This window comes from Amycolatopsis lurida, assembly GCF_900105055.1.
Classification (GTDB): domain Bacteria; phylum Actinomycetota; class Actinomycetes; order Mycobacteriales; family Pseudonocardiaceae; genus Amycolatopsis; species Amycolatopsis lurida.
In genome coordinates, this window is the sequence record NZ_FNTA01000004.1 from 1,319,850 (window position 1) to 1,340,515 (window position 20,666).

General features: G+C 69.0%; 21 protein-coding genes. 8 read left to right on the plus strand and 13 right to left on the minus strand.

Going from position 1 to position 20,666, the window contains the following annotated elements:
• Position 1 precedes the first annotated feature (1 nt).
• A complete protein-coding gene (locus tag BLW75_RS11325; protein ID WP_241783857.1) occupies positions 2-958 on the minus strand; it encodes a hypothetical protein in 957 nt (318 codons plus the stop codon).
• Positions 959-1,176: 218 nt separating this feature from the next.
• Here BLW75_RS11325 and BLW75_RS11335 point away from each other — a divergent pair, with 218 nt between their 5' ends.
• A complete protein-coding gene (locus BLW75_RS11335) occupies positions 1,177-2,208 on the plus strand; it encodes a fatty acid desaturase family protein (RefSeq protein WP_034317248.1) in 1,032 nt (343 codons plus the stop codon).
• Here the strand turns inward: BLW75_RS11335 and hsaB are convergent.
• Genes hsaB through BLW75_RS11360 form a run of 5 tightly spaced genes read right to left on the minus strand, consistent with a single transcriptional unit; the run spans position 2,174 to position 7,301 of the window.
• A complete protein-coding gene (gene hsaB, locus BLW75_RS11340) occupies positions 2,174-2,728 on the minus strand; it encodes a 3-hydroxy-9,10-secoandrosta-1,3,5(10)-triene-9,17-dione monooxygenase reductase subunit (RefSeq protein ID WP_034317251.1) in 555 nt (184 codons plus the stop codon). The genes BLW75_RS11335 and hsaB overlap by 35 nt on opposite strands.
• A complete protein-coding gene (gene hsaC / locus BLW75_RS11345) occupies positions 2,725-3,639 on the minus strand; it encodes an iron-dependent extradiol dioxygenase HsaC (RefSeq protein ID WP_034317254.1) in 915 nt (304 codons plus the stop codon). The genes hsaB and hsaC overlap by 4 nt, the downstream gene beginning before the upstream one ends.
• Positions 3,639-4,487, minus strand: coding sequence for a 4,5:9,10-diseco-3-hydroxy-5,9,17-trioxoandrosta-1(10),2-diene-4-oate hydrolase (hsaD, locus tag BLW75_RS11350; RefSeq protein ID WP_034317257.1), 849 nt, complete (start codon positions 4,485-4,487; stop codon positions 3,639-3,641). The genes hsaC and hsaD overlap by 1 nt, the downstream gene beginning before the upstream one ends.
• Positions 4,487-5,662 carry a 3-hydroxy-9,10-secoandrosta-1,3,5(10)-triene-9,17-dione monooxygenase oxygenase subunit gene (gene hsaA / locus BLW75_RS11355; protein ID WP_034317260.1) on the minus strand — a complete coding sequence of 392 codons (1,176 nt, stop codon included), beginning with the start codon at positions 5,660-5,662 and terminating at the stop codon, positions 4,487-4,489. The genes hsaD and hsaA overlap by 1 nt, the downstream gene beginning before the upstream one ends.
• 40 nt (positions 5,663-5,702) lie before the next feature.
• The gene (locus BLW75_RS11360) at positions 5,703-7,301 is read right to left on the minus strand and encodes an FAD-binding protein (protein WP_034317263.1); all 1,599 of its coding nucleotides are present in this window, start codon (positions 7,299-7,301) and stop codon (positions 5,703-5,705) included.
• A 99-nt stretch (positions 7,302-7,400) separates the two neighbouring features.
• On the opposite strand from BLW75_RS11360, the gene kstD reads away from it, so the two are divergent.
• The 7 genes from kstD to BLW75_RS11395 all read left to right on the plus strand — a co-directional run bounded on the left by kstD (position 7,401) and on the right by BLW75_RS11395 (position 13,721).
• Positions 7,401-9,071: a 3-oxosteroid 1-dehydrogenase gene (gene kstD, locus BLW75_RS11365; RefSeq protein WP_034317266.1), complete on the plus strand. Its 1,671-nt coding sequence runs from the start codon at positions 7,401-7,403 to the stop codon at positions 9,069-9,071.
• Positions 9,068-10,207: a 3-ketosteroid-9-alpha-monooxygenase, oxygenase component gene (locus tag BLW75_RS11370; RefSeq protein WP_034317269.1), complete on the plus strand. Its 1,140-nt coding sequence runs from the start codon at positions 9,068-9,070 to the stop codon at positions 10,205-10,207. Before kstD ends, BLW75_RS11370 begins: the two co-directional genes overlap by 4 nt.
• The gene (locus BLW75_RS11375; RefSeq protein ID WP_034317273.1) at positions 10,204-10,464 is read left to right on the plus strand and encodes a hypothetical protein; all 261 of its coding nucleotides are present in this window, start codon (positions 10,204-10,206) and stop codon (positions 10,462-10,464) included. The genes BLW75_RS11370 and BLW75_RS11375 overlap by 4 nt, the downstream gene beginning before the upstream one ends.
• A complete protein-coding gene (locus tag BLW75_RS11380; protein WP_034317276.1) occupies positions 10,461-11,486 on the plus strand; it encodes a ferredoxin--NADP reductase in 1,026 nt (341 codons plus the stop codon). Before BLW75_RS11375 ends, BLW75_RS11380 begins: the two co-directional genes overlap by 4 nt.
• Before the next feature lie 8 nt (positions 11,487-11,494).
• Positions 11,495-12,358, plus strand: coding sequence for a MaoC/PaaZ C-terminal domain-containing protein (locus BLW75_RS11385; protein ID WP_034317279.1), 864 nt, complete (start codon positions 11,495-11,497; stop codon positions 12,356-12,358).
• Positions 12,359-12,410: 52 nt separating this feature from the next.
• Entirely contained in the window at positions 12,411-13,160 is a 750-nt protein-coding gene (locus BLW75_RS11390) for a class I SAM-dependent methyltransferase (RefSeq protein WP_034317282.1), read from the plus strand.
• A 102-nt stretch (positions 13,161-13,262) separates the two neighbouring features.
• Positions 13,263-13,721 (plus strand): riboflavin kinase, encoded by a 459-nt coding sequence (locus BLW75_RS11395; RefSeq protein WP_034317284.1) that lies wholly within the window; start codon positions 13,263-13,265, stop codon positions 13,719-13,721.
• An 81-nt stretch (positions 13,722-13,802) separates the two neighbouring features.
• Here BLW75_RS11395 and BLW75_RS11400 read toward each other — a convergent pair whose 3' ends face one another.
• The 7 genes from BLW75_RS11400 to BLW75_RS11430 all read right to left on the minus strand — a co-directional run bounded on the left by BLW75_RS11400 (position 13,803) and on the right by BLW75_RS11430 (position 20,648).
• Positions 13,803-14,372, minus strand: coding sequence for a DUF5134 domain-containing protein (locus tag BLW75_RS11400; protein WP_034317288.1), 570 nt, complete (start codon positions 14,370-14,372; stop codon positions 13,803-13,805).
• A gap of 73 nt (positions 14,373-14,445) precedes the next feature.
• The gene (locus BLW75_RS11405) at positions 14,446-15,615 is read right to left on the minus strand and encodes a lipid-transfer protein (protein WP_034317291.1); all 1,170 of its coding nucleotides are present in this window, start codon (positions 15,613-15,615) and stop codon (positions 14,446-14,448) included.
• A complete protein-coding gene (locus tag BLW75_RS11410; protein WP_034317294.1) occupies positions 15,615-16,010 on the minus strand; it encodes a MaoC family dehydratase in 396 nt (131 codons plus the stop codon). Before BLW75_RS11410 ends, BLW75_RS11405 begins: the two co-directional genes overlap by 1 nt.
• Positions 16,007-16,921: a bifunctional MaoC family dehydratase N-terminal/OB-fold nucleic acid binding domain-containing protein gene (locus BLW75_RS11415; RefSeq protein WP_034317297.1), complete on the minus strand. Its 915-nt coding sequence runs from the start codon at positions 16,919-16,921 to the stop codon at positions 16,007-16,009. The genes BLW75_RS11410 and BLW75_RS11415 overlap by 4 nt, the downstream gene beginning before the upstream one ends.
• Positions 16,918-18,099, minus strand: coding sequence for an acyl-CoA dehydrogenase family protein (locus BLW75_RS11420; RefSeq protein ID WP_034317300.1), 1,182 nt, complete (start codon positions 18,097-18,099; stop codon positions 16,918-16,920). Before BLW75_RS11420 ends, BLW75_RS11415 begins: the two co-directional genes overlap by 4 nt.
• A gap of 4 nt (positions 18,100-18,103) precedes the next feature.
• Positions 18,104-19,168, minus strand: a complete 1,065-nt coding sequence (locus BLW75_RS11425; RefSeq protein WP_034317303.1) for an acyl-CoA dehydrogenase family protein — start codon at positions 19,166-19,168, stop codon at positions 18,104-18,106.
• A gap of 88 nt (positions 19,169-19,256) precedes the next feature.
• Positions 19,257-20,648 carry a WS/DGAT/MGAT family O-acyltransferase gene (locus tag BLW75_RS11430; protein WP_034317305.1) on the minus strand — a complete coding sequence of 464 codons (1,392 nt, stop codon included), beginning with the start codon at positions 20,646-20,648 and terminating at the stop codon, positions 19,257-19,259.
• Positions 20,649-20,666: the final 18 nt, after the last annotated feature.

Here is a 20,666-nt window from a genome sequence, read left to right on the forward strand (position 1 = left end):
GCTAGGCAGCCTCCTTCAGCACGACATTCGGGCGAGGGCGGGCTTGAGCCGCACGGAACGCAGCTCGCAACTCGACGGCCACCTTGCCGGGCTCCGCACGCAACCGGGACGGCAGCGTTTGCAGCACGACGATCCCGGCGGCGGCATACCGCGCGTTGCGGGCGAGCGTGGCACGGTGGCCTTCGAGGCTCGCGTGGTACCGATACGAATCGATCTCCCAGGCCAGCGCGATTTCATCGCACCAGAAGTCCGGCGTGGCGATGTGGTTGCCGTGCGCGTCGTAGATCGGAGCGTTCCACCGGCCCGGTGGAAGGCCGGATCTTCGCCAGAGGTGCCACGCGTCGGCCTCGGCGACCGATCTGGCTCCGGCTAGGAGCGGGGCGAGTGCTCGCCTCGGCATGGCCGTGCCGGCGGTGCGACCTTGGTCGAGTTCGTCGGCGAGCATCTCCGCGGTGCAGAAGCGACGTTGGACGGCCTCAGCCATCATCGACTGGACTTCGTCTTCGTCGGTGAGCCGCCGGGCGGTGTCGACGACGGCGCGGGTGACAGGAGCTATCAGAAGGTCTCCTTTCGGATGAGGTCGCGGCAAGCGCGTCGTGCGCTCCACATGCACGAACCCCACGTCGGCTATGTCGCGACTCGCGGGAATGAGGACGTGCACGATCTCTTCCTCAGGGACCCGTTCCAGGCCGTGACGACGAAGTGCGTACGTTCCGGTGAGCACTGCTCCCGTCCGCCCATGAAGCAGCGCCGCGCGGCCGCGGTGCTCATCGGAGGGTTTTCCGTTGCTCAACAGCACGATTCCGGGCAGCAGCGACTGCCAGGGGCCGCCCGGGAGGCAACGCCGGGAGATGGTCCGGCGCGGGAGACCGATCGCTTCGAGCTCGGCCGCGCGGACCACTTCCGGGCGATCCGGAGCGGCGAGCATGGGGTGAGACGCCCAAGTTCCTCTTCGCACCCGCCCACCATGCGGCAGACCACCGACAAGATCAGCCTTCACGCCGCACGAAAGGTCCTGTCACGCGGAAGAGATCTCGTTCATGAAGGATTTGGGACGTCGAATGTCCCAAATCCTTCATGAACGAGCCGCTCGCACCGAGGGTAGGGCCAACCCCCGCACCAACCCACCGGCGCACCGCATTCACCCCATCCCCGCCCCGGACGAGACTCACCAGGGTGACCGCAAACCTCCGCACAGGCAGCGATTTCGCCCGTCTGTCCCGCCGCGTCAGCGAAGCGGGCCTCCTCGACCGCCGTCCCGGCTACTACGTCTTCCGCATCGGCCTGGTCGCCACCCTCTTCGTCACCGGCTGGGTCGCCTTCTTCGCGATCGGGGATTCCTGGTGGCAGCTGGGGATCGCCGTCTTCCAGGCGGTGATGTTCGGCCAGATCGCGTTGCTGTCGCACGATCTCGCGCACCGGCAGGTGTTCCGCACCCGTCGGCCGAGCGAGATCGCCGGCCGGATCGCGGGGAACCTAGGCGTCGGCATGAGTTACGGCTGGTGGATGGACAAGCACACCCGTCACCACGCGAACCCGAACCACGAGGACCTCGACCCCGACGTCGATCCGGACATCCTCGTGTGGTCGAAGGACCAGGCGCGGGCCAGCAAGGGGCTCCCCCGGTTCATCGGCCGCTACCAGGCGTTCCTGTTCTTCCCGCTACTCACCCTCGAAGGCTTGAACCTGCACTTCTCCGGAATCCGCGCGGTCGCGAAGCCGGGCCTCCGGCGGCGCGGGCTCGAAGCGGCCCTGCTGTTGGCGCATTTCGCGCTCTACTTCAGCGCGCTGCTCGTGGTCCTCTCCCCCGGTAAGGCGCTCGTCTTCTTCATCGTCCACAAAGCACTGTGGGGTGTCTACATGGGATCGATCTTCGCCCCCAACCACAAGGGAATGCCGATCCTGTCCGGCGACACCGAGCTCGACTTCCTCCGCAAGCAGGTGCTCACGTCACGCAACGTCCGCGGCGGCCGGATCGTCGACGTCGCCCTCGGCGGGCTCAATTACCAGATCGAGCACCATCTGTTCCCGAGCATGCCGTCTCCGCACCTTCGCCGCGCCCGGCCCATCGTCCAGCGGTATTGCGACGAGATCGGCGTCCCGTATCACGAGACCGGGCTCATCGAGTCGTACTCGCTCGCGTTGCGCAGCCTGCACGACGCCGGCGAGCCGATCAGAGCCAATCGTCGGGACGCGGCCAGGGCATGAGCGCGGCGAGCGCGTCCGTCACCGGCTCGGTCACCGTGTACCGCCCGCGATGGAACAGCAACGGCCGATCGTCGGACGGGTCCCCGAGCGCGGTGACCCTGCCGACGACGACGTAATGGTCACCCGCCTCGTGCACGGCTTCGAGGGTGCAGTCGATCCACGTCAGAGCCCCGGTCAGCAACGGGGATCCGGACGGGGCGGGGGCCCAGTCGACCGACGCGAACTTGTCCGCGCCCCGCGCGCCGAACACCGCGCTGACCTCTTGCTGGTCCTCGGCGAGCACGTTGACGGCGAACCGGCCGGACTCGGCGAGCACCGCCCAGGTCCGGGAAGTCTTGGCAGGGCAGAAAAGCACCAGCGGCGGATCCAGCGAAAGGGCCGCGAACGACTGGCACGCGAAGCCCACCGGCGCCGTGCCGTCGTGCCCGGTCACCACCGCGACGCCGGTGCAGAAATGTCCGAGCACCGTGCGGAACCGTGCCGGATCGATGTCCGCGCCGAGGTCCGTCACCGGGGTCACGACTGCCCCGGCTGGCGGGCGCCGACTGAAAAGTCGTGTCCCCACAAGGAAACCGCCGTACTCTCTCGGGCGATCCAGCTCTCGTCGTCCACTTGACGCCCCTCGCAGCCGTATTCGACGTCGAAGCCACCGGGGGTCTTCATGTAGAACGAGAGCATCAGATCGTTGACGTGCCGCCCGAGGCTCGCCGACATCGGCACCTTCCGGCGGATGGCCCGGTCGAGACAGAGGCCGACGTCGTCGGTGTTCTCCACTTCGACCATGAGGTGCACGATGCCACTGGGTGTCGGCATCGGGAGGAACGCGAGGCTGTGGTGACGCGGGTTGCAGCCGAAGAACCGCAGCCACGCCGGAGCGCCGTCGGCGGGCCTGCCGACCATCTGCGGCGGCAGCTTCATCGAGTCCCGCAGCCGGAATCCGAGGACGTCACGGTAGAACCGCAGAGAAGCGTCATCGTCGTGTGTGGACAGTACGACGTGCCCGAGTCCTTGTTCGCCGGTCACGAACTTGTGCCCATAAGGACTGACGACACGCCGATGCTGCAACGCGACGCCGTGGAACACTTCGAGCGTGTTGCCCGAGGGGTCCTCAAAGGACACCAGGCCGTCGACACGGCGATCGGCCAGTTGATCCGGCGTTCCTTCCTTGTACGGCACCGAGTGCGCGTCGAGCGACGCCCGGATCTCGTCGAGTTCGCCGGCGTTGGCGACCTCCCAGCCCGCCACGGCGAGCCGGTCGTGCTCGCCGGGGAAGATCACGAGCCGCGCGGGGAAATCGTCCATGCGCAGGTAGAGCGCTTCCGGATTCGTGCCGGAACCCTCGACCATGCCGAGGACCTTCAGCCCGTATTCGCGCCACGCGGCCATGTCGGTGGCTTCGATGCGGAGGTAGGCGAGCGAGCGGATACCCATCAGGAGGCTCCCAGGAAGTCGAGTGCCAGCCGGTTGAATTCGTCGAACTTCTCCAGCTGCGCCCAATGGCCGCAGCCGCCGAACACGTGCAACTGGGCACGCGGGATCGTCTTGAGCGCGAGCAGCGCGCCGTCGAGCGGGTTCACCCGGTCTTCCCGTCCCCAGATCAGGAGCACGCGCTGCCGCAGGCGATGCGCCTCACGCCACAGCATGCCCTCTTCGTAGGTGTCGGGCTGGGCGAACGACTTGCCCATCGCCTTCATCGCGGCGAGGGATTCCGGCGCGCTCGCGGCGGCGAACCGCTCGTCGATCAGTTCGTCGGTGATCAGCGACTGGTCGTGCACCATGATCCGCAGGAAGGCTTCGAGCTTCTCGCGGCTCGGCCCCGGCGGGGCGCTGAACCGGCCGAGGTTCTTGATGCCCTCCGTGGGATCGGGCGCGAACAGGTTCACGCTCAGGCCGCCCGGACCCATCAGGACGAGCCGTCCGGCGCGCTGGGGGTGGTTGAGCGCGAGCCGCACGGAGGTGCCGCCGCCGAGCGAGTTGCCGACGAAATGCGCCCGTTCGATGCCGAGTTCGTCCATGAGCCCGACCACGGCGTCCGCGCTGTGCCGGAAGTACTGCGGATGCTCGGTCGGCTTGTCCGACCGGCCGAACCCGGGCTGGTCGATCGCCAAGGTCCGGTAGTTCTTGCCGAACACCGGCAGATTGCGGCCGAAGTTGCTCCACGCCGACGCGCCGGGCCCGCCACCGTGCAGCAGGATCACCGTCTCCGGATGTTCCGTACCGGCTTCGTGGTAGTGCAGCTTGAGTCCATCTTGGACGGTGACGTACTTGCCTTCGGTCATCAAACCATCGCATTCTCGACGGGCAGCCCGAAGGCGCCGGTTCCGAACATGACGTAGGCGCGCTCGGCGTCGTTCGCCGCGTGCACCCGGCCGGCGTGGGCGTCGCGCCAGAACCGCTGGATCGGGGTTCCGGCCTGCAAGGCGCGGCCGCCGGAGTTCTCGAAGAGCCGGTCGATCGCGAAGATCGCGCGTTCGGTACCGCGGACCTGGTCACGGCGCACCCGCAGCCGGGTGGGGAACGGCAGCTTCTCCCCCTTGCACGCCAGCTGGTACAGCTCGTCGATGTTGTGCGTCAGCTGGAGCCAGGCCGCGTCGATCTCACTCGCCGCCTCGGCGATCCGCACCTTGGTGAACGGGTCCTCTTTGGACTGTTCACCGGCGTACGCCGCGCGGACCCGCTTGCCCTGGTACTCGACGTGCGCGTCGTACGCGCCTTGAGCCATCCCGATGATCGGCGCGGTGATCGTGCTCGGATGCACCGAACCGTAAGGAAGCTTGTACAGCGGCCCGGGGTTGATCTCCTGCCCGGGAGTCTTGCACTTCGACGTCGCGATGAAGCTGAGCGCGCGGTGTTTCGGCACGAAGACGTCGTTCACGATGATGTCGTTGGAGCCGGTACCGCGCAGGCCCACGGTGTCCCAGACGTCCTCGATCGTGTAGTCGGAGATCGGCACCAGGTAGGTGCAGAAGTCGACAGGTTTCCCGTCCTTGAACACCGGCCCGCCCAGCAGCACCCAGGTCGCGTGGTCACAGCCGGACGAGAAGCTCCAGCGCCCGCTGAGCCGGTAGCCGCCGTCGACGACGTCCGCCTTGCCCATCGGCGCGTACGACGAGGAGATCCGGACGTCGGCGTCGTCGCCCCAGACGTCCTGCTGCGCCTGCGCCTCGAACAGACCGAGGTGCCACGGGTGGACGCCGAGGATGGAGGCGACCCAGCCGGTGGAGCCGCACGCGCTCGCGACGAGTTTGACGGCGGTGTAGAAGCTCACCGGGTCGGCTTCGAGGCCACCGAACGTCTTCGGCTGCAGGAGTTTGAAGAACCCGGTCTCCTGCAGGGATTTGACGGACTCTTCGGGAACGCGCCTGGCGTCCTCCGCCTCCTGCGCCCGCTCCCGCAGGACCGGCAGCAGCTCCCGGATCCCCGCGATCACGTCCTGCGCGGCGTGCTCGCTCATATGCGTTCCCTCTCTCGTGCTCGGTGAACCGAATCCAAGACTAGAACACGTTCTCGTTTTTGTCGACCGATCCCCGGTCGAGGGCACTGTGCAGTCCGGCACGCCGCCCGGAAAACACACAGTCGGCCAGCGACAGACCACTCACATAGGACCTAGAACAGATTCCCACCGCGGTCCGGCCGGCCGCGTACAGCCCGCGAATCGGGGCACCTGCGGCGGACCGCACCGCGCCGGTCTCCTCGTCCACGACCAGGCCGCCCAGCGTCAGCATCGGGCACGGATAGCCGAGGTTCGGCTTGATCGAGACATCGATCAGCGAGTACGGCGCCCGGTCCAGCGGCCGCGCGAACTCCGCGGGCTTGCCCGTCGGATCCGCGCCGGACCTCGCCGCCTCGACACTGGCCGCCAGCCCGCCGGGGTCGACACCGGCCTTGCGCGCGACCTCGTCGAGCGAACCGGCGACGACTCGTTGCCGCAACAAGTACCGCACCTGAAGTCCTTGGAACCATTGACTTTGCCCGCGCGCGTCACGCTGGACCTCCTGGACGATGGCGTCGTCGACCAGCAGCCAGCCACGTCCTTCGTGTCCGGTGATCATGCGTTCGCCGACGGCCGCGCCGTACCGGGACTCGTCGATGATCCGGCCACCCGTCTTGTCCACGAGCAGGCCGCCGAGGAACGCCGACGGCGGCGTGATGAACCGCCAGGCGGAGATCCGCCCGAGTTCCGCGGTGGCCCCGCCCGCCTCGATCCCCATCCGGATGCCGGATCCGTCGTCGGCCGACGTCCCGAGCGCCAGCCCGCCGCGATACGCGGGCGCGTGCTCGCGCACCATCTCACGGTTCGCGATGAACCCGCCCGCCGCGAGCACGACCCCGCGGGAGGCGGAAATCCGCAGCTCACGGCCGTAGCGACGCTCGATTCGCTCCACCCTCCGGTGCAGCGACTTCCTCAGCGAGGGCACGTAAATCCCCGGTTTGGCGGCATACGCCGACAGCCTCCCGTGCGCGGCTCGTACGCGAGCGGGAGCGTCCCGCAGGGTGGACACGACGACGCCGGTCACGGTCCCGTCGGCGTCCACGATCAGGTTCCGCGCGGCGGTCTGCGGCAGCACCTGGATCCCACGGCTCCGGACCGCCTCCATCAGGCGTTTCATCAGCAGTTTTCCCGAAGTTCCCGGCCCCTTGACGCGATGCCCGCGCGGCGCGGGCTTGGCGGCGTCACGGAAACCACCCGCCGCCTCGCTGCCCGAGTAGTACAGATAGTGCTTGTCGCTCGGGTAAGACGTCTTGTACGGGCACAGACTGCCCTCGAAAGGCACGCCGTTGCCTTCCAGCCAGGAGATCATCTCCGTACTGCCCGCGCAGAAACGCCGCAGGGTCTCCTCGGAGACGACGTCACCGACCTCCAGCCGCAGGTAGTCGTACATCGCGTCGACGCTGTCGTCGACGCCCGCGTCCCGCTGCTGCGCCGTCCCGCCCCCGGCGTAGACGACACCACCACTGACCGCGCTCGCGCCACCGCCGGAGAAGCGGTCCAGCACCAGCACCCGGGCACCGGCATCGGCGGCCTCGATCGCCGCACAGGCGCCGGCCGCACCGAAACCCACGATCACCACATCCGCGACGAGGGAGTCCATGCCCCCACCCTAGAACTAGAACACGTTCTCGTCTATGGTGACTGGAGCAGCGCGGATGCTGCTACATGCTTCCTACAACGTGTTTCAGGTGAGGGGCGTATGGAGTACGACGTGATCGTGGTCGGCAGTGGTGCCGCCGGGATGACCGCCGCACTGTCCGCAGCCCACCGGGGACTCGAGGTCCTGGTCGTGGAGAAGGCCGCCCACTTCGGCGGTTCGACGGCGCGCTCCGGCGGCGGCGTCTGGATCCCCGGCAACCACGCGCTGCGGGCGGCCGGGATCGAGGAGCCACCGGAGCGGGCACACGAATACCTCGAAGCGATCGTCGGTGACGTCGTCCCCGCCGAACTCCGGTCGGCCTTCCTCGACCGCGGCCCCGAGGTCCTGTCCTTCGTCTGCGACAAGACGCCGTTGCGCTTCCGCTGGGTCCGCGGCTACTCGGACTACCACCCGGAAGCCCCCGGCGGGCGCGCGGGCGGACGGTCGGTCGAACCGGCCGCGCTCGACGGCAACCTGCTCGGCCCGGAGCTGGCGAATCTGGAGCCGCCGTACAGCGCTCCCCCGCTCGGCGCCCCGATCACCCAGGCGGACTACCGGTGGCTGAGCCTGCTCGCCCGGCATCCGCGCGGCGTCCTCCGCGTGCTGAGTCTCGGCGGGCGCTGGCTCGCCGGCCGGATCCGCCGTCAGCGGCTTCTCTCGATGGGGCAAGCGCTTGCGGCCGGTCTGCGTGAAGGTCTGCGGCGGGCGGATGTCCCCGTCTGGCTGAACACACCGCTGGTGGATCTGGAGAGCGAAGGCGACCGGGTGACCGGCGTCGTCGTCCGCCACGAGGGCGAGGAGAAGACCGTCCGCGCGCGGCTCGGCGTCGTCCTCGGCGCGGGCGGGTTCGAGCGCAACGAAGAGATGCGGGTCAAGTACCAGCGGGCGCCCATCGGTACGGAGTGGACCGTCGGCGCCGAGGCCAACACCGGTGACGCGATCGACGCAGGACTCAAACTCGGCGCGGCCGTCGACCTGATGGACGACGCCTGGTGGGGCCCGTCCATCCCGCTCACCGGCGGTCCGTGGTTCGCACTCGCCGAGCGGTCGCGGCCGGGCTGCCTCATGGTCAACGCGCGGGGCGAACGCTTCGTCAACGAGTCCGCGCCGTACGTCGAGGCCGTGCACGCGATGTACGGCGACGGTGACGGCCCCGGCGCGAACATCCCCACCTGGCTGGTGTTCGACCAGCGCAACCGCAACCGGTACATGTTCACCGGCCTCGGCCCGCGCCAGCCGCTGCCCGGCCGCTGGTTCAAAGCGGGCATCGCGGTCAAAGCGAGTACCGTCGCGAAACTCGCCGAGCGGATCGAGGTCCCGGCCGACGCGCTGGAGGCCACCGTGCGCCGGTTCAACGGCTTCGCCAGGAGCGGCGTGGACGAGGACTTCCACCGCGGGCGCAGCGCGTACGACCACTACTACGGCGACCCGCGGAACAAGCCCAACCCGAGCCTGGGGCCGCTGGACGTCGCGCCGTACTACGCGGTGAAGATCGTGCCCGGCGACCTGGGCACCAAGGGCGGATTGAGGATCGACCCGCACGCGCGCGTCCTGCGCGAGGACGGGTCGGTGATCGACGGGCTTTACGCGGCCGGCAACACGAGCGCGGCGGTGATGGGCCGCACCTACGCGGGCCCCGGCGCGACGATCGGCCCGGCGATGGTGTTCGGCTACCTTGCGGCCGAGCATCTCGCGCAGCAAGATCACACCAAAGCGGGAGGCAGCCGATGACGACGGAATCCGTACGGCAGATCGACGCGGGCGCGCCCCCCACGCGGTTCGCGCGCGGGTGGCACTGTCTCGGCCTCGCCGAGTCGTTCCGCGACGGGAAGCCGCACGCCATCACGGCGTTCGGGACGAAACTGGTGGTCTTCGCCGATTCGTCCGGCAAGCTGAACGTGCTCGACGGGTACTGCCGCCACATGGGCGGCGATCTCACCCAGGGTGAGGTCAAGGGCGACGAGATCGCCTGCCCGTTCCACGACTGGCGCTGGAACGGCAACGGCAAATGCGTCTCGATCCCCTACGCCAAACGGGTTCCGCTGCGGGCGCGGACGAAGTCGTGGACCGTGCTGGAGGAGAACAAGCAGTTGTTCGTCTGGCACGACCCGGAAGGCAACCCGCCGCCCGAGGACGTCGTCATCCCTCGGATCGAAGGCATCTTCACCGGCGAGTGGAGCAACTGGACCTGGGACTCGGTGCTCATCGAGGGCTCCAACTGCCGCGAGATCATCGACAACATGGTCGACATGGCGCACTTCTTCTACATCCACTACGCCTTCCCGACCTATTTCAAGAACGTGTTCGAGGGGCATATCGCCACGCAGTACCTGAACACGAAGGGCCGCCCCGACAAGGGAATGGCGTCCAACTACGGCGGCGAGGAGAATCTGCTGCGGTCGGAGGCGTCCTACTTCGGTCCGTCCTACATGATCAACAAGCTGCTCAACACGTACCAGGGTTTCGAGATCGAGAACGTGCTGATCAACTGCCACTACCCGGTCACCGAGAACTCGTTCGTGCTGCAGTGGGGCGTGAGCGTGAAGAAGTTCGAGGGTGTCTCGGACGAGCACGCGGACAAGATCGCCGGGAAGTTCGCCAAGGGCATCGGCGTCGGCTTCCTGCAGGACGTCGAGATCTGGCGCAACAAGACCCGGATCGACAACCCGTTGCTGTGCGAGGAGGACGGGCCGGTCTACCAGCTGCGCCGCTGGTACGACCAGTTCTATGTGGACGCGGCCGACGTCACCGAGGACATGACGCGCCGGTTCGAGTTCGAAGTGGACACCAGCCGTGCCAACGAGGTCTGGGCGGCGGAGGTGGCCGACAACCTGGCACGGCAGCAGGCGGAAGAGGCCGGGGTGTGAAGCCCGAGACCGTCGAATTCCTCACCGCCGGGCTGCGGCCGCTGAGCTGCCGCGCGTGCGGGACGTGCGTGCTGGTCAAGAAGAACAGCATGCAGCACACCAGCATCCAGTGGACGAGCGACGCGTCCCGGAGCTGCCCGGTGTTCGCCGAGCGGAAGGCGTCGGGCGCGCAGACGGCCTTGCTCGACACCTGCGGCAATCTCAGCGACAGCATCGACGCCGCGTTGAAGGACGGCTTGCTGGAGGTGCCCGAATGAGCGGTCCCGTCACCGTGACCGTGGCCGAGGTGATCACCGAGACGGCCGACGCGCGGTCGATCGTGTTCGAGATCCCGGCCGAGCACGCCTCGGTTTTCGCTTACGCCCCAGGGCAGTTCCTCACGCTGCGCGTGCCGAGCGACAGGACCGGGTCGGTGGCCCGCTGCTACTCGCTCTCCAGCGCGCCGCACGAGGGCCGGGTGCAGGTCACCGTCAAGCGCACCGCCGACGGCTATGGGTCGAACTGGCTCTGCGACAACCTCCAGGCGGGCCAGGAGGTCCAGGTCCTGCCACCGGCCGGAGTCTTCAGTCCCGCGTCGCTCGACGAGGACTTCCTGCTGCTCGCGGGCGGCAGCGGGATCACCCCGGTGATGTCGATCCTCAAGTCCGCGCTGGAGCACGGCACCGGCAAGGTGGTGCTGCTGTACGCCAATCGCGACGAGCGGTCGGTCATCTTCGCCCGGGAGCTGGCGGACCTCGCCGCTCGGTATCAGGAGCGGCTGGTCGTCGTGCACTGGCTGGAGAGCCTGCAAGGACTGCCGACGGAAGCGCATCTGCGCGCGCTGGTGGCTCCGTACTCCGCGCACGAGGCGTTCATCTGCGGGCCGGGGCCGTTCATGGACGCCGCGCGCACGGTGCTCAAGGACCTCGGGCTGCCGCGCAAGCGGATCCACCTGGAGCGGTTCCTCTCCCTGGGCGGGAACCCGTTCGAGGTGGCCGAACCCGTCGCCGTCGAAGAGGCCGAGACCCCGGCGTCGGTCGAGGTCACCCTCGACGGCGAGACGAAGAAGCTCACCTGGCCGCGCCGGACGAAACTGCTGGACCTGTTGCTGGAAAAGGGTTTCGACGCGCCATACTCGTGCCGCGAGGGCCAGTGCAGCGCGTGCGCCTGCCGAGTCACCTCCGGTGAGGTGAAGATGCTGAACAACGAGGTCCTCGACGGCGACGACATCGCCGAAGGCATCGTGCTGGCGTGCCAGTCCCTGCCGCTGACCGACGACGTCACCGTCACCTACGAGTAGGAGATGCCGTGCCCATCGACCCCACAGTCGCGATCGGCGCCGACCTCGGCGAGGTGAGCTTCGCCTGGACCGCGTCGGACGTGCAGCTCTACCACCTGGCGCTGGGGGCGGGCGCGGATCCGACGAGCCCGCGCGAACTGCGCTACACCTACGAGGACGGCCTCCAGGTCCTGCCGACGTTCGCCACCGTGGCGGCGAACCTGCGCGTGTTCGAGCCGCCCGCGGTCTCGTTCCCAGGCGTCGAGGTCGACCTCGGGAAAGTGTTGCACGGCAAGCAGGAAGTGATCGCCCACCGGCCGATTCCGACGTCGGGGAAGGCCGTGGCGCGCACGCGGATCGTCGACGTCTTCGACAAGGGCAAGGCGGCCGTGATCGTGAACGAGACGGTCGCCACCGACTCGGACGGGACTCCCTTGTGGACGTTGCGGTCGAGTATCTTCGCCCGTGGCGAAGGGGGTTTCGGCGGCGAGCGCGGCCCGTCCGACCGCGTCGAACTCCCATCGCGGGAATCGGACGCGGTCATCGACACCCCGACGTTGCCGCAGCAGGCGCTGCTCTACCGGCTCTGCGGGGACCGCAACCCCCTGCACGCCGATCCCGCGTTCGCCGCGGCGGCCGGGTTCGGCAAGCCGATCCTGCACGGCCTGTGCACCTACGGCGTCATCGCGAAGGCCGTCACCGACGAATTCCTCGACGGCGACACCGCCCGCGTCGCGTCGTTCTCGGCCAAGTTCGCCGGCGTCGTCTTCCCCGGCGAGCCGCTGCGAACCCGGGTCTGGCGCGAGCCCGCCGGGCTGCTGATCACCACCACGGCACCGGACCGGGACGAAGCACCGGTCCTTTCCGACACTTTCTTGACCACGACAGACTGAATCCTCGTTCCCGCAGGTAGCGGCTCTGGCTAGACTCGGGCAGGTGCGCCCCTTGATCTCCGACCCGTATGCAGAACTCGGCCGGGACTACGCGCGATCGAGACGCCCGGACCCCCGTATCGCGGCCGCCGTCGCCAACGCTCTCGGCGACGCGCGCTCGGTGGTCAACGTAGGGGCCGGAGCCGGTTCCTACGAGCCGGAAGACCGCGCCGTGGTGGCCGTCGAGCCGTCGCGGCGGATGATCGCGCAGCGTCCGCCCACCGCGGCCCCGGCCGTGCAGGCGTGCGCGGAAAGACTGCCTTTTCCCGACGGTGCCTTCGATGCCGCCCTGGCGGTGCTGACCGTGCACCACTGGACGGACGTGACCGCCGGGCTGGCCGAACTGCGGCGTGTGTCCCGCCGCCAGGTGATCGTGACCTGGGATCAGGCGGTGTTCGCGCGGTTCTGGCTGGTGCGGGACTACCTGCCGGAGATCGCCGAACACGAAAGCAGGCTGGCCTGTCTCGACCGGGTCGTCGAGGAACTGGCCGCGGCCGGGCGGGCGCCTTCGGTGGCTCCGCTGCCGGTGCCGTCCGACTGCGCCGACGGGTTCCTCGGCGCGTATTGGCGCAGGCCGGAGGCCTACCTGTCCGAGCGCGTGCGCGCGGGGATGTCCGGGGTGGCACTGCTGGACCGGAACGTCGTCGCGACGGCCGTCGAGCGGCTGCGCGCCGATCTCGCGGACGGGCATTGGCACCGGCATCACGTCGGCCTGCTCGGCCGGACGGAACTCGACCTGGGGTACCGGCTCGTCACCACGTGATTCAGTACACAGTGGACGTCTCTCGCGGCGTGGACGGCGGTCGACCCCGGACGGCGGGGCATGGTATTCATGGCTTTCGTGACGGCAGGGGACGGGAGCGGCATGACGGCGGAGTACTTCGTGGTCCGTGGCCAGGTGGAGAAGGGCGATCAGCGGGGCAGGGAACTGGGCTTCCCCACCGCCAACATCGCGCTGCGCGACCAGGACGGCCAAGTCGGCGACGGAGTGTGGGCGGGCTGGGCCGAACGCGCCGACGGCACCCGGATCGCGGCGGCGGTCTCGGTCGGCAGGCGGCCGACCTACTACGGCGCCGACGGCTACCGGCTCGTCGAGGCGCATCTGCTGGACTTCAGCGGCGACCTCTACGGCGAGGTGCTGACCGTGTGGCTCGGCCATCACCTGCGCGAGCAGGAGGCGTACCCGTCGTCGGAGGCGCTGATCGTCGCGCTGAACAAGGACATCGCCAACGCCGCGAAGTGGGCCGCGGACAACCCGGCCGAGGGACTGCCGGACGTGGGCACCGCCGAGGCAGGCGTCGTGCGCCGCGTCCCCCGCTCCTGAGCTGAAGGACGCTTTCCCCGCATAAGACGCGGTGAAAGCGCCCCTCGCCGCGTGAGATGAGGGGAAAGTCCCCTTCAGCCGCTAGACGGCCGCGCCCAGCAGCATGTAACCCATCCCCAGCCCCATGATCACCCGGCACACCCGCCGCGACAGCTGACCGGACTCCCCCGCCCCCCGCGCCGCGAGCACCCCGGCGCGCACGGCGTCCGCCGCGAAATAGGCCGCCACGGCCCCGAAGACCAGCGAAAGCCACAGTGCCGAAGTGCCGCCGGGGCCGGACATCACCAGCCACGGCCCGTGGGTGACGTCGCTGTGCGGCATGAACGTCACCATGAACAGCATCGCGGTGGCGGAGACGGCGTGGTGCCCGCACGAGGCGTGCCCGGACCGCCGCCCCTTCCACCACGAGACGGCGAACCAGCCCGCGGTCAGCGCCAGCACCGCCTGCCAGCCCGCCGCCGGGATCGGGCCGCCGACCGGCGACAGCATCGCGACCATCGCGACGACGAGCAGCAGTTCGGCCAGGTCGCCGTTGCGGACGGCCGCGCCCTGCCTGCCGTAGTCCAAACGGACGAGTCTCAGCACACAGGGCAGGACGAGCGCGGCGAACACCGCGGTCAGGGTCCACGCGACGACGATTGGTCCAGACATGGCACCTCCCGGCCGGTAACCCCTTCACCGTGGCAGGTACCGCTCTAGTACACCATCGGGCATTGAGGTGATGTCAGCCCGCGGTCAGGACCAATCCGCTCGTGGGTACGCCGGTGCCGGCGGTCACCAGCACGCGCGACGCCCCGTCGACCTGGTTGACGGCGTCGCCCCGGAGCTGCCGGACCCCCTCGGCGATCCCGTTCATCCCGTGGATGTAGGCCTCCCCCAGCTGCCCGCCGTGCGGGTTGAGCGGGAGCTTCCCGTCGAGTTCCAGCGTCCCGCCAGCGATGAAGTCCTTGGCCTCGCCCTTCCCGCAGAAGCCGAGTTCTTCCAGCTGCATCAGGACATAGGGGGTGAAGTGGTCGTACAGCACGGCGAGGTCCATGTCGCCCGGCCCCAGCCCGGACTGCTCCCACAGTTGCCGCCCCACCACGCCCATTTCGGGCAGCGCCGGAAGATCGTCGCGGTAGTAGCTGGTCATCACGTACTGGTCCGGCCCGCTCCCCTGCGCGGCCGCCGCGATCACGGCGGGCCGGTGCGGCAGGTCGCGCGCCCGCTCGGCGCTGACGACGACCAGGGCGACCCCGCCGTCGCTCTCCTGGCAGCAGTCCAGCAGGTGCAACGGCTCGGCGACCCAGCGGGAGGCCTGATGCTCTTCGAGCGTGATCGGCTTTCCGTAGAACCAGGCCTTGGGGTTGGTCGCCGCGCGGGCGCGGTCGACGACGGCCACCCGGCCGAAGTCCTCGCTGGTCGCGCCGTACTCGTGCATGTACCGCCGGGCGAGCATGGCGACGGTCGCGGCCGGGGTCGCGATCCCCATCGGGTAGTGGAACGCGTTGTCGACCCCGGAGGAGTTCACCTGCCCCGCCGCGGCCGAGGACACCTGACCGAACCGCATACCGGACCGTTCGTTGAACGCCCGGTACGCGACGACGACGTCCGCGACCCCGGTCGCGACGGCCATCGCGGCCTGTTGCACGGTCGCGGCCGCGGCCCCGCCGCCGTAGTGGATCCGGCTGAAGAACTTGAGTTCGGGGATGCCGAGTTCCCGCGCGACGGCGATCTCGCTGTTGCCGTCCATGGTGAACGACACCAATCCGTCCACATCGGACGGAGTGAGCCCGGCGTCCTTCAGTGCGCTTGAAACCGCTTCCGCCGCCAGCCGCAGCTCGCTGCGCCCGGAATCCTTCGAGAACTCCGTCGCACCGATCCCGGCGATGGCCGCCCGTCCGGACAGGGTCATCACTCGCCTCCCAGCGTGATCGCCACGGTGCCCATCACATGCTCACCAAGGCTGTCCACACCGGACACGGCGATCACCACGTCGTCGCCGTCCCGTTCCGTGACCCGCCCGGTGAAGGTGAGGGTGTCGTAGGCGTAACAGGGCACGCCGAGCCGGATCTTGATCGAGCGCACGAACGCCTCCGGCCCCGCCCAGTCGGTGACGAACCGTTGCACCAGGCCGGTGTCGGTGAGGATGTTGAGGAAGATGTCCTTCGAGCCGCGCTGGACGGCGGCGTCGCGGTCGTGGTGGACGTCCTGGAAGTCCCGCGTCGCCAGCGCGGTGCTCACCACGAACGTGGGGGTGGCCTCGATCTTCAGCGGCGGCAGCTCGGTGCCGACCGAACAGTCCTTCATCGCGCGACCCTCCAAGCGGGCAACGTCAGTTCCTCGTCGATCTTCACGAAGGCCGCCTCCACCGGGAGTCCGATGTGGACGGATTCGGGATCGGCGTCGAGCAGCTCGCCCATCACCCGGACACCCTCCTCCAGTTCGACGAGCGCGACCACGAACGGCAGGTCCTTGCCGGGCACCTTGGGATGGTGGTGCACCACGTAGCTGTAGACCGTCCCCCGTCCGCACGCGACGACGTAGTCCGGCTTCGTGTCGAGGTCGCCGTCCGGCGGCATCGGACCGGGCGGATGCCGCAGGGTCTCGCCCCACCGCTGGATCCGCAGCTCGCCGTCACGCAGGCCCGCCCAGAAGAACTCGGTGTCCTTGCTGATCACCGGCCGCAGCACCGGGGCGGCCGCCTTGGCGGGCTCGGCGCCCGGCGGGCGGAACTTCAGCACCCGGAACACCATGTCCGCGACGGCTTCGTCGCCGACGTACCAGGTGGTCTTCGTCGTCACGAACCACCCTTCGCCCAGCGCTGTGCGCTTCGGCCCGACGACACTTTCCAGTTTCGCGGTCGCTTCGACCCGCTCACCGTGCCGGAGGTAGCGGAAGTAGTTCTGCTCGGAGTTCGTCGCGACGACCGAGGTGAACCCGGCCTCGTCGAGCACCTCCATCATCGCGCCGAGCGGGTCGTCCGACGCCCTCGTCCAGTGCAGCCCGCCCATCGTCCACACCTGCGCCATCGCGGGCGGCGCGACGAGTCCCTTGTGGACACTCTTGGCGGCGAACTCCTCGTCCACGTACACCGGATTCCGGTCACCGATGGCTTCGACCCAGTTGTTCACCATCGCCTGGTTGACCGCGTCGCGCGCGGCCCTCGGCGCGGATTCCCCGCGCGCGGCGATGCGTTCGGCGGCTTCCTGGATGCTCATCGCGGCACCCTCGGCAAGCCGAGCCCGGCGGTGGCGATCAGCTCGCGCTGGATCTCGTTGACGCCACCACCGAAGGTCAGCACCAGATTGCGTTTGGCCACCACGTCCAGCCACAGCGCCAGTTCCGCGGTTTCGGCGTCGGCTTGATCGCCGTGTCGCGCCACGATCTCCTCCAGTCTCCTGGCCAGCCGCTGGATGCGTTCGGAGCCAAAGATCTTGGTGGCCGACGCGTCGGCCACCGCCACCGGCCCGCTCGCCGACGACGCCGCGACCTGCCAGTTCAGCAGTTCGTTGACCCGGGCGGTCGCCAGGGTTTCCGCGAGCACGGCCCGGACGTCGGGCAGCTGGAGCAACGGCGTGCCGTCCGGCGCCTTCCTGGTCGCCGCCCACTCGCGGACGCGGTCGTGGAGACCGCCGATCCGCCCGGCGGGGCCGAGCATGACGCGTTCGTGGTTCAGCTGGGTGGTGATCAGCCGCCAGCCCTCGTTCTCCTTGCCCACCAGCATGTTCGCGGGCACCCGGACGTCCGAGTAGTAGGTGGCGTTCACGTGGTGCGCGCCGTCGCAGGTGATGATCGGCGTCCACGAATAGCCCGGATCGCGGGTGTCCATGATGAGGATCGAGATCCCCTTATGTTTCAGCGCCTTCGGCGCGTGGGGCGCGGTCCGCACAGCGAGCCAGATGTAGTCGGCGTCGTGCCCGCCGGTGGTGAAGATCTTCTGGCCGTTGACGACGTATTCGTCCCCTTCGCGCACCGCTGTCGTGCGCAGCGCCGCGAGGTCCGTTCCCGCGTCGGGCTCGGTGTAGCCGATGGCGAAATGCACTTCACCGGCGAGAATCTTGGGCAGGAACAGCGATTTCTGTTCCTCGGTGCCGTAAGCCTGAAGCGTCGGCCCGACGGTCTGCAACGTCACCGACGGCAGCTGGACGTCGGCGCGGGCGGCCTCGTCGACGAAGAGGTGCTGCTCGATCTCGCCGAAACCCCGGCCGCCGTATTGTTCCGGCCAGCCGACGCCGAGCCACCCGTCGCGGCCCATCCGCCGGACGATCTCGCGGTGCACCGGGCCGTGCCGCTCCCGCAGCATCGCGCGCCGCTCGTCGGCGCTCACCAGCCCGGCGAAGTACTTTCGCAGTTCGGAGCGCAGTTGGTGTTGCGCCGCGGTCAGTTCGATCAGCATCGGTTCACCCCGCCACCAGTTCGCCCAGGCCGGCCAGCCGATGAGCGGCGCCGCCGAGCGTTCGTCCCAGATCCTTGACCGCCGACGAGAACCGGTGCAGCGGATACGTTTCGTCCACGCCGATCCCGCCGTGCAGGTGATGGCAGACGGCCAGCGCCGCGGGCGCCTCCTCCGCCAGCCAGTACGCCGCGATGTCGAGCTCCGCCTCGGCGTCGAGCCCCGCCGCGAGCCGCCAGACCGCCGACCGCGCGGCCAGCTGAACCGTCCTCGAAGCGACATAGACGTCCGCGATCTGTTGCGCCACCGCCTGGAACGCCGCCAGCGGCCGCCCGAACTGCTCGCGTTCCCCGACGTGCTTGGTGGTCAGCGCGAGCGCGCCGGCGAGCAGCCCGTCGCCGAACGCCACGGCGCCGGCGAGCGCGAATCGGTGCAGCGTCGCGATCGACTCGCCGGGGCCGTGCCCGTTGAGGAGATCGGCTTCGGTGACGGTCACCGAATCGAGCGTCATCGTGTAATCCGGTGTGCCGGAAGAGGTTCTCGTGGGCGTCAGCGTCACGCCGTCCGCGCGGGGATCGACCAGGAAGACGCCGGTGCCGCCGGGCAACGAGGCGGGCGTCAGGATCCGCGTCGCTTCCGCCGCGAACGGCACGCCGATCTTGACGCCGCTCAGGCGCCAGTCCCCCGCCGATTCCGCGACGGTCGCGGGCCGGGTGGTGAACGGCGCGGAAGGCTCGTGCAGCGCGGTGGTGAGCACGGCTTCGCCCGCGGCGACCGGCGGAAGCAGCGCCGAGCGCTGATCCGGGCCACCGAGCGCGGTGACCGGCAGGACTCCGAAGGCCAGAGACGCCAGCGCGGGCGTCGGTGAGGCGACGCGCCCGAGTTCGGTCAGCACCAAGGCGACTTCTGCGACGCCGAGCCCGTCACCGCCGAGTTCGGCGGGCAGCGCCAGGGCGAGCAGACCTGCGTCGGCGAGCGCGCGCCACGTGTCCGCGGGCTCGCGCTCCTTGCCGAGGACGCGCGCGGCCAGCGCGGTGACCTCGGTCTGCGTCTCGTCGAACTGGAAGTCCACACTGGCTCCTCACCGGGGCGAACGGGCACAATATTGAAACCTGTTCTAGTCTTAACCGGAAGGAGGCGTGACGGCAAGGGGTGAGGATCTAGGAGGTGGCTTTGAGCAGTTCCGCGAGCGCGTCGGGGAAGTGGTCGGCGAGCGGCCACAGGTCGCCGGTGAGTTCGCGGGCGCCGAGCAGGCCGACATCGACCCTGCCCGCGTTGGACAGCACGGTGACGTTGAGCCCGGCGCCGTGGAACACCGGGCCGAGCGGGTAGAGCCCGGTGATCCGGCAGCCCAGCAGGTACAGCGGCATCGGTGGCCCCGGCACGTTGGAGACCACCAGGTTGTGCACCACCGGATGCCGTTCGGCCAGGCGCAGCGCGGAATACGCGCGCACCGCGAGGCCGAACATGGTCGCCGCCGAGAACTGCGCCCAGTCCTGGAGCATGTCCGCGTCGATGGTGTGGTGATGGTCCTTGGACAGCCGGTTGGATTCCGCGAGCATGAACAGCCGCGCGGCGGGGTCGTCGAGATGAGTCGGCAGCGACGCGAAGAACGCCGAGACCTTGTTGCTGCCGTGCTCGCGTTCGGTCCGGCCGTGTACCGACACCGGCACGGTCGCCACCAGCGGATCCTCCGGCAGCTCGCCCCGGTCGCGCAGGAACTGCCGCAGCGCACCGGAAACCACGGCGAGGACGACGTCGTTGACGGTCACCCCGAAGGCGTCCTTGACCTGCTTGACGTCGTCGAGGTCGAGGGAGGCGTAGGCGACACTGCGGTGCGCGGTGATCGTCCCGTTGAACGACGTGCGCGGCGCGGTGAACGGAACAGGCATTCCCTTGCCTTGCAACGCTTTCCCCAGCCATTTCGGCACGAGTTCAAGCAGGTCCGGCAGCAGCTTCACCAACTCGACCGGCCGTTTCGCGAACGAGGTCAGGCCCGCGCCGAGCAGCGCTCGCCTGCCGGGAACACCCGCGTTGGCGCGTTCGTCCGTCGCGATCTGCGGCGGTGGGGCGTCCGGGTCGAGCCCGGCGAGGTAGCTGATCAAGCTGGCACCACCGACCCCGTCGACGCTGGCGTGATGCATCTTCAGCAGGACCGCGATCCCGCCGTCGGCCAGGCCTTCGATCACGTACAACTGCCAGAGCGGCTGCGCGCGATCCAGTCGTTGTCCCGCGATGTGGGCGGCGAGTTCGGCCAGTTCCCGCCGGTCGCCGGGGGCGGGTACGCCGATCCGGTGAACGTGGGCTTCGAGGTCGAAGTCCTCGTCCTCGACCCAGACCGGATGCGCGAGATTCCAGAGTGGATTGTGCAGTTTGCGCCGGAACGCCGGGATCAGCTCGACCCGTTCGGCCAGTTTCTCCTTGAAGCGGTCGAAATCGTAGCCGCCGGGCATGGTCGAACCGTCCAAGGTGAGCAGCCCGCATATGTGCAGCACCTGGGCCGGTGTCTCCAGGTAGAGGAAACTCGCGTCCAGACCGCTCAATCTCTGCATGAGAAGTACCTTAAGTGA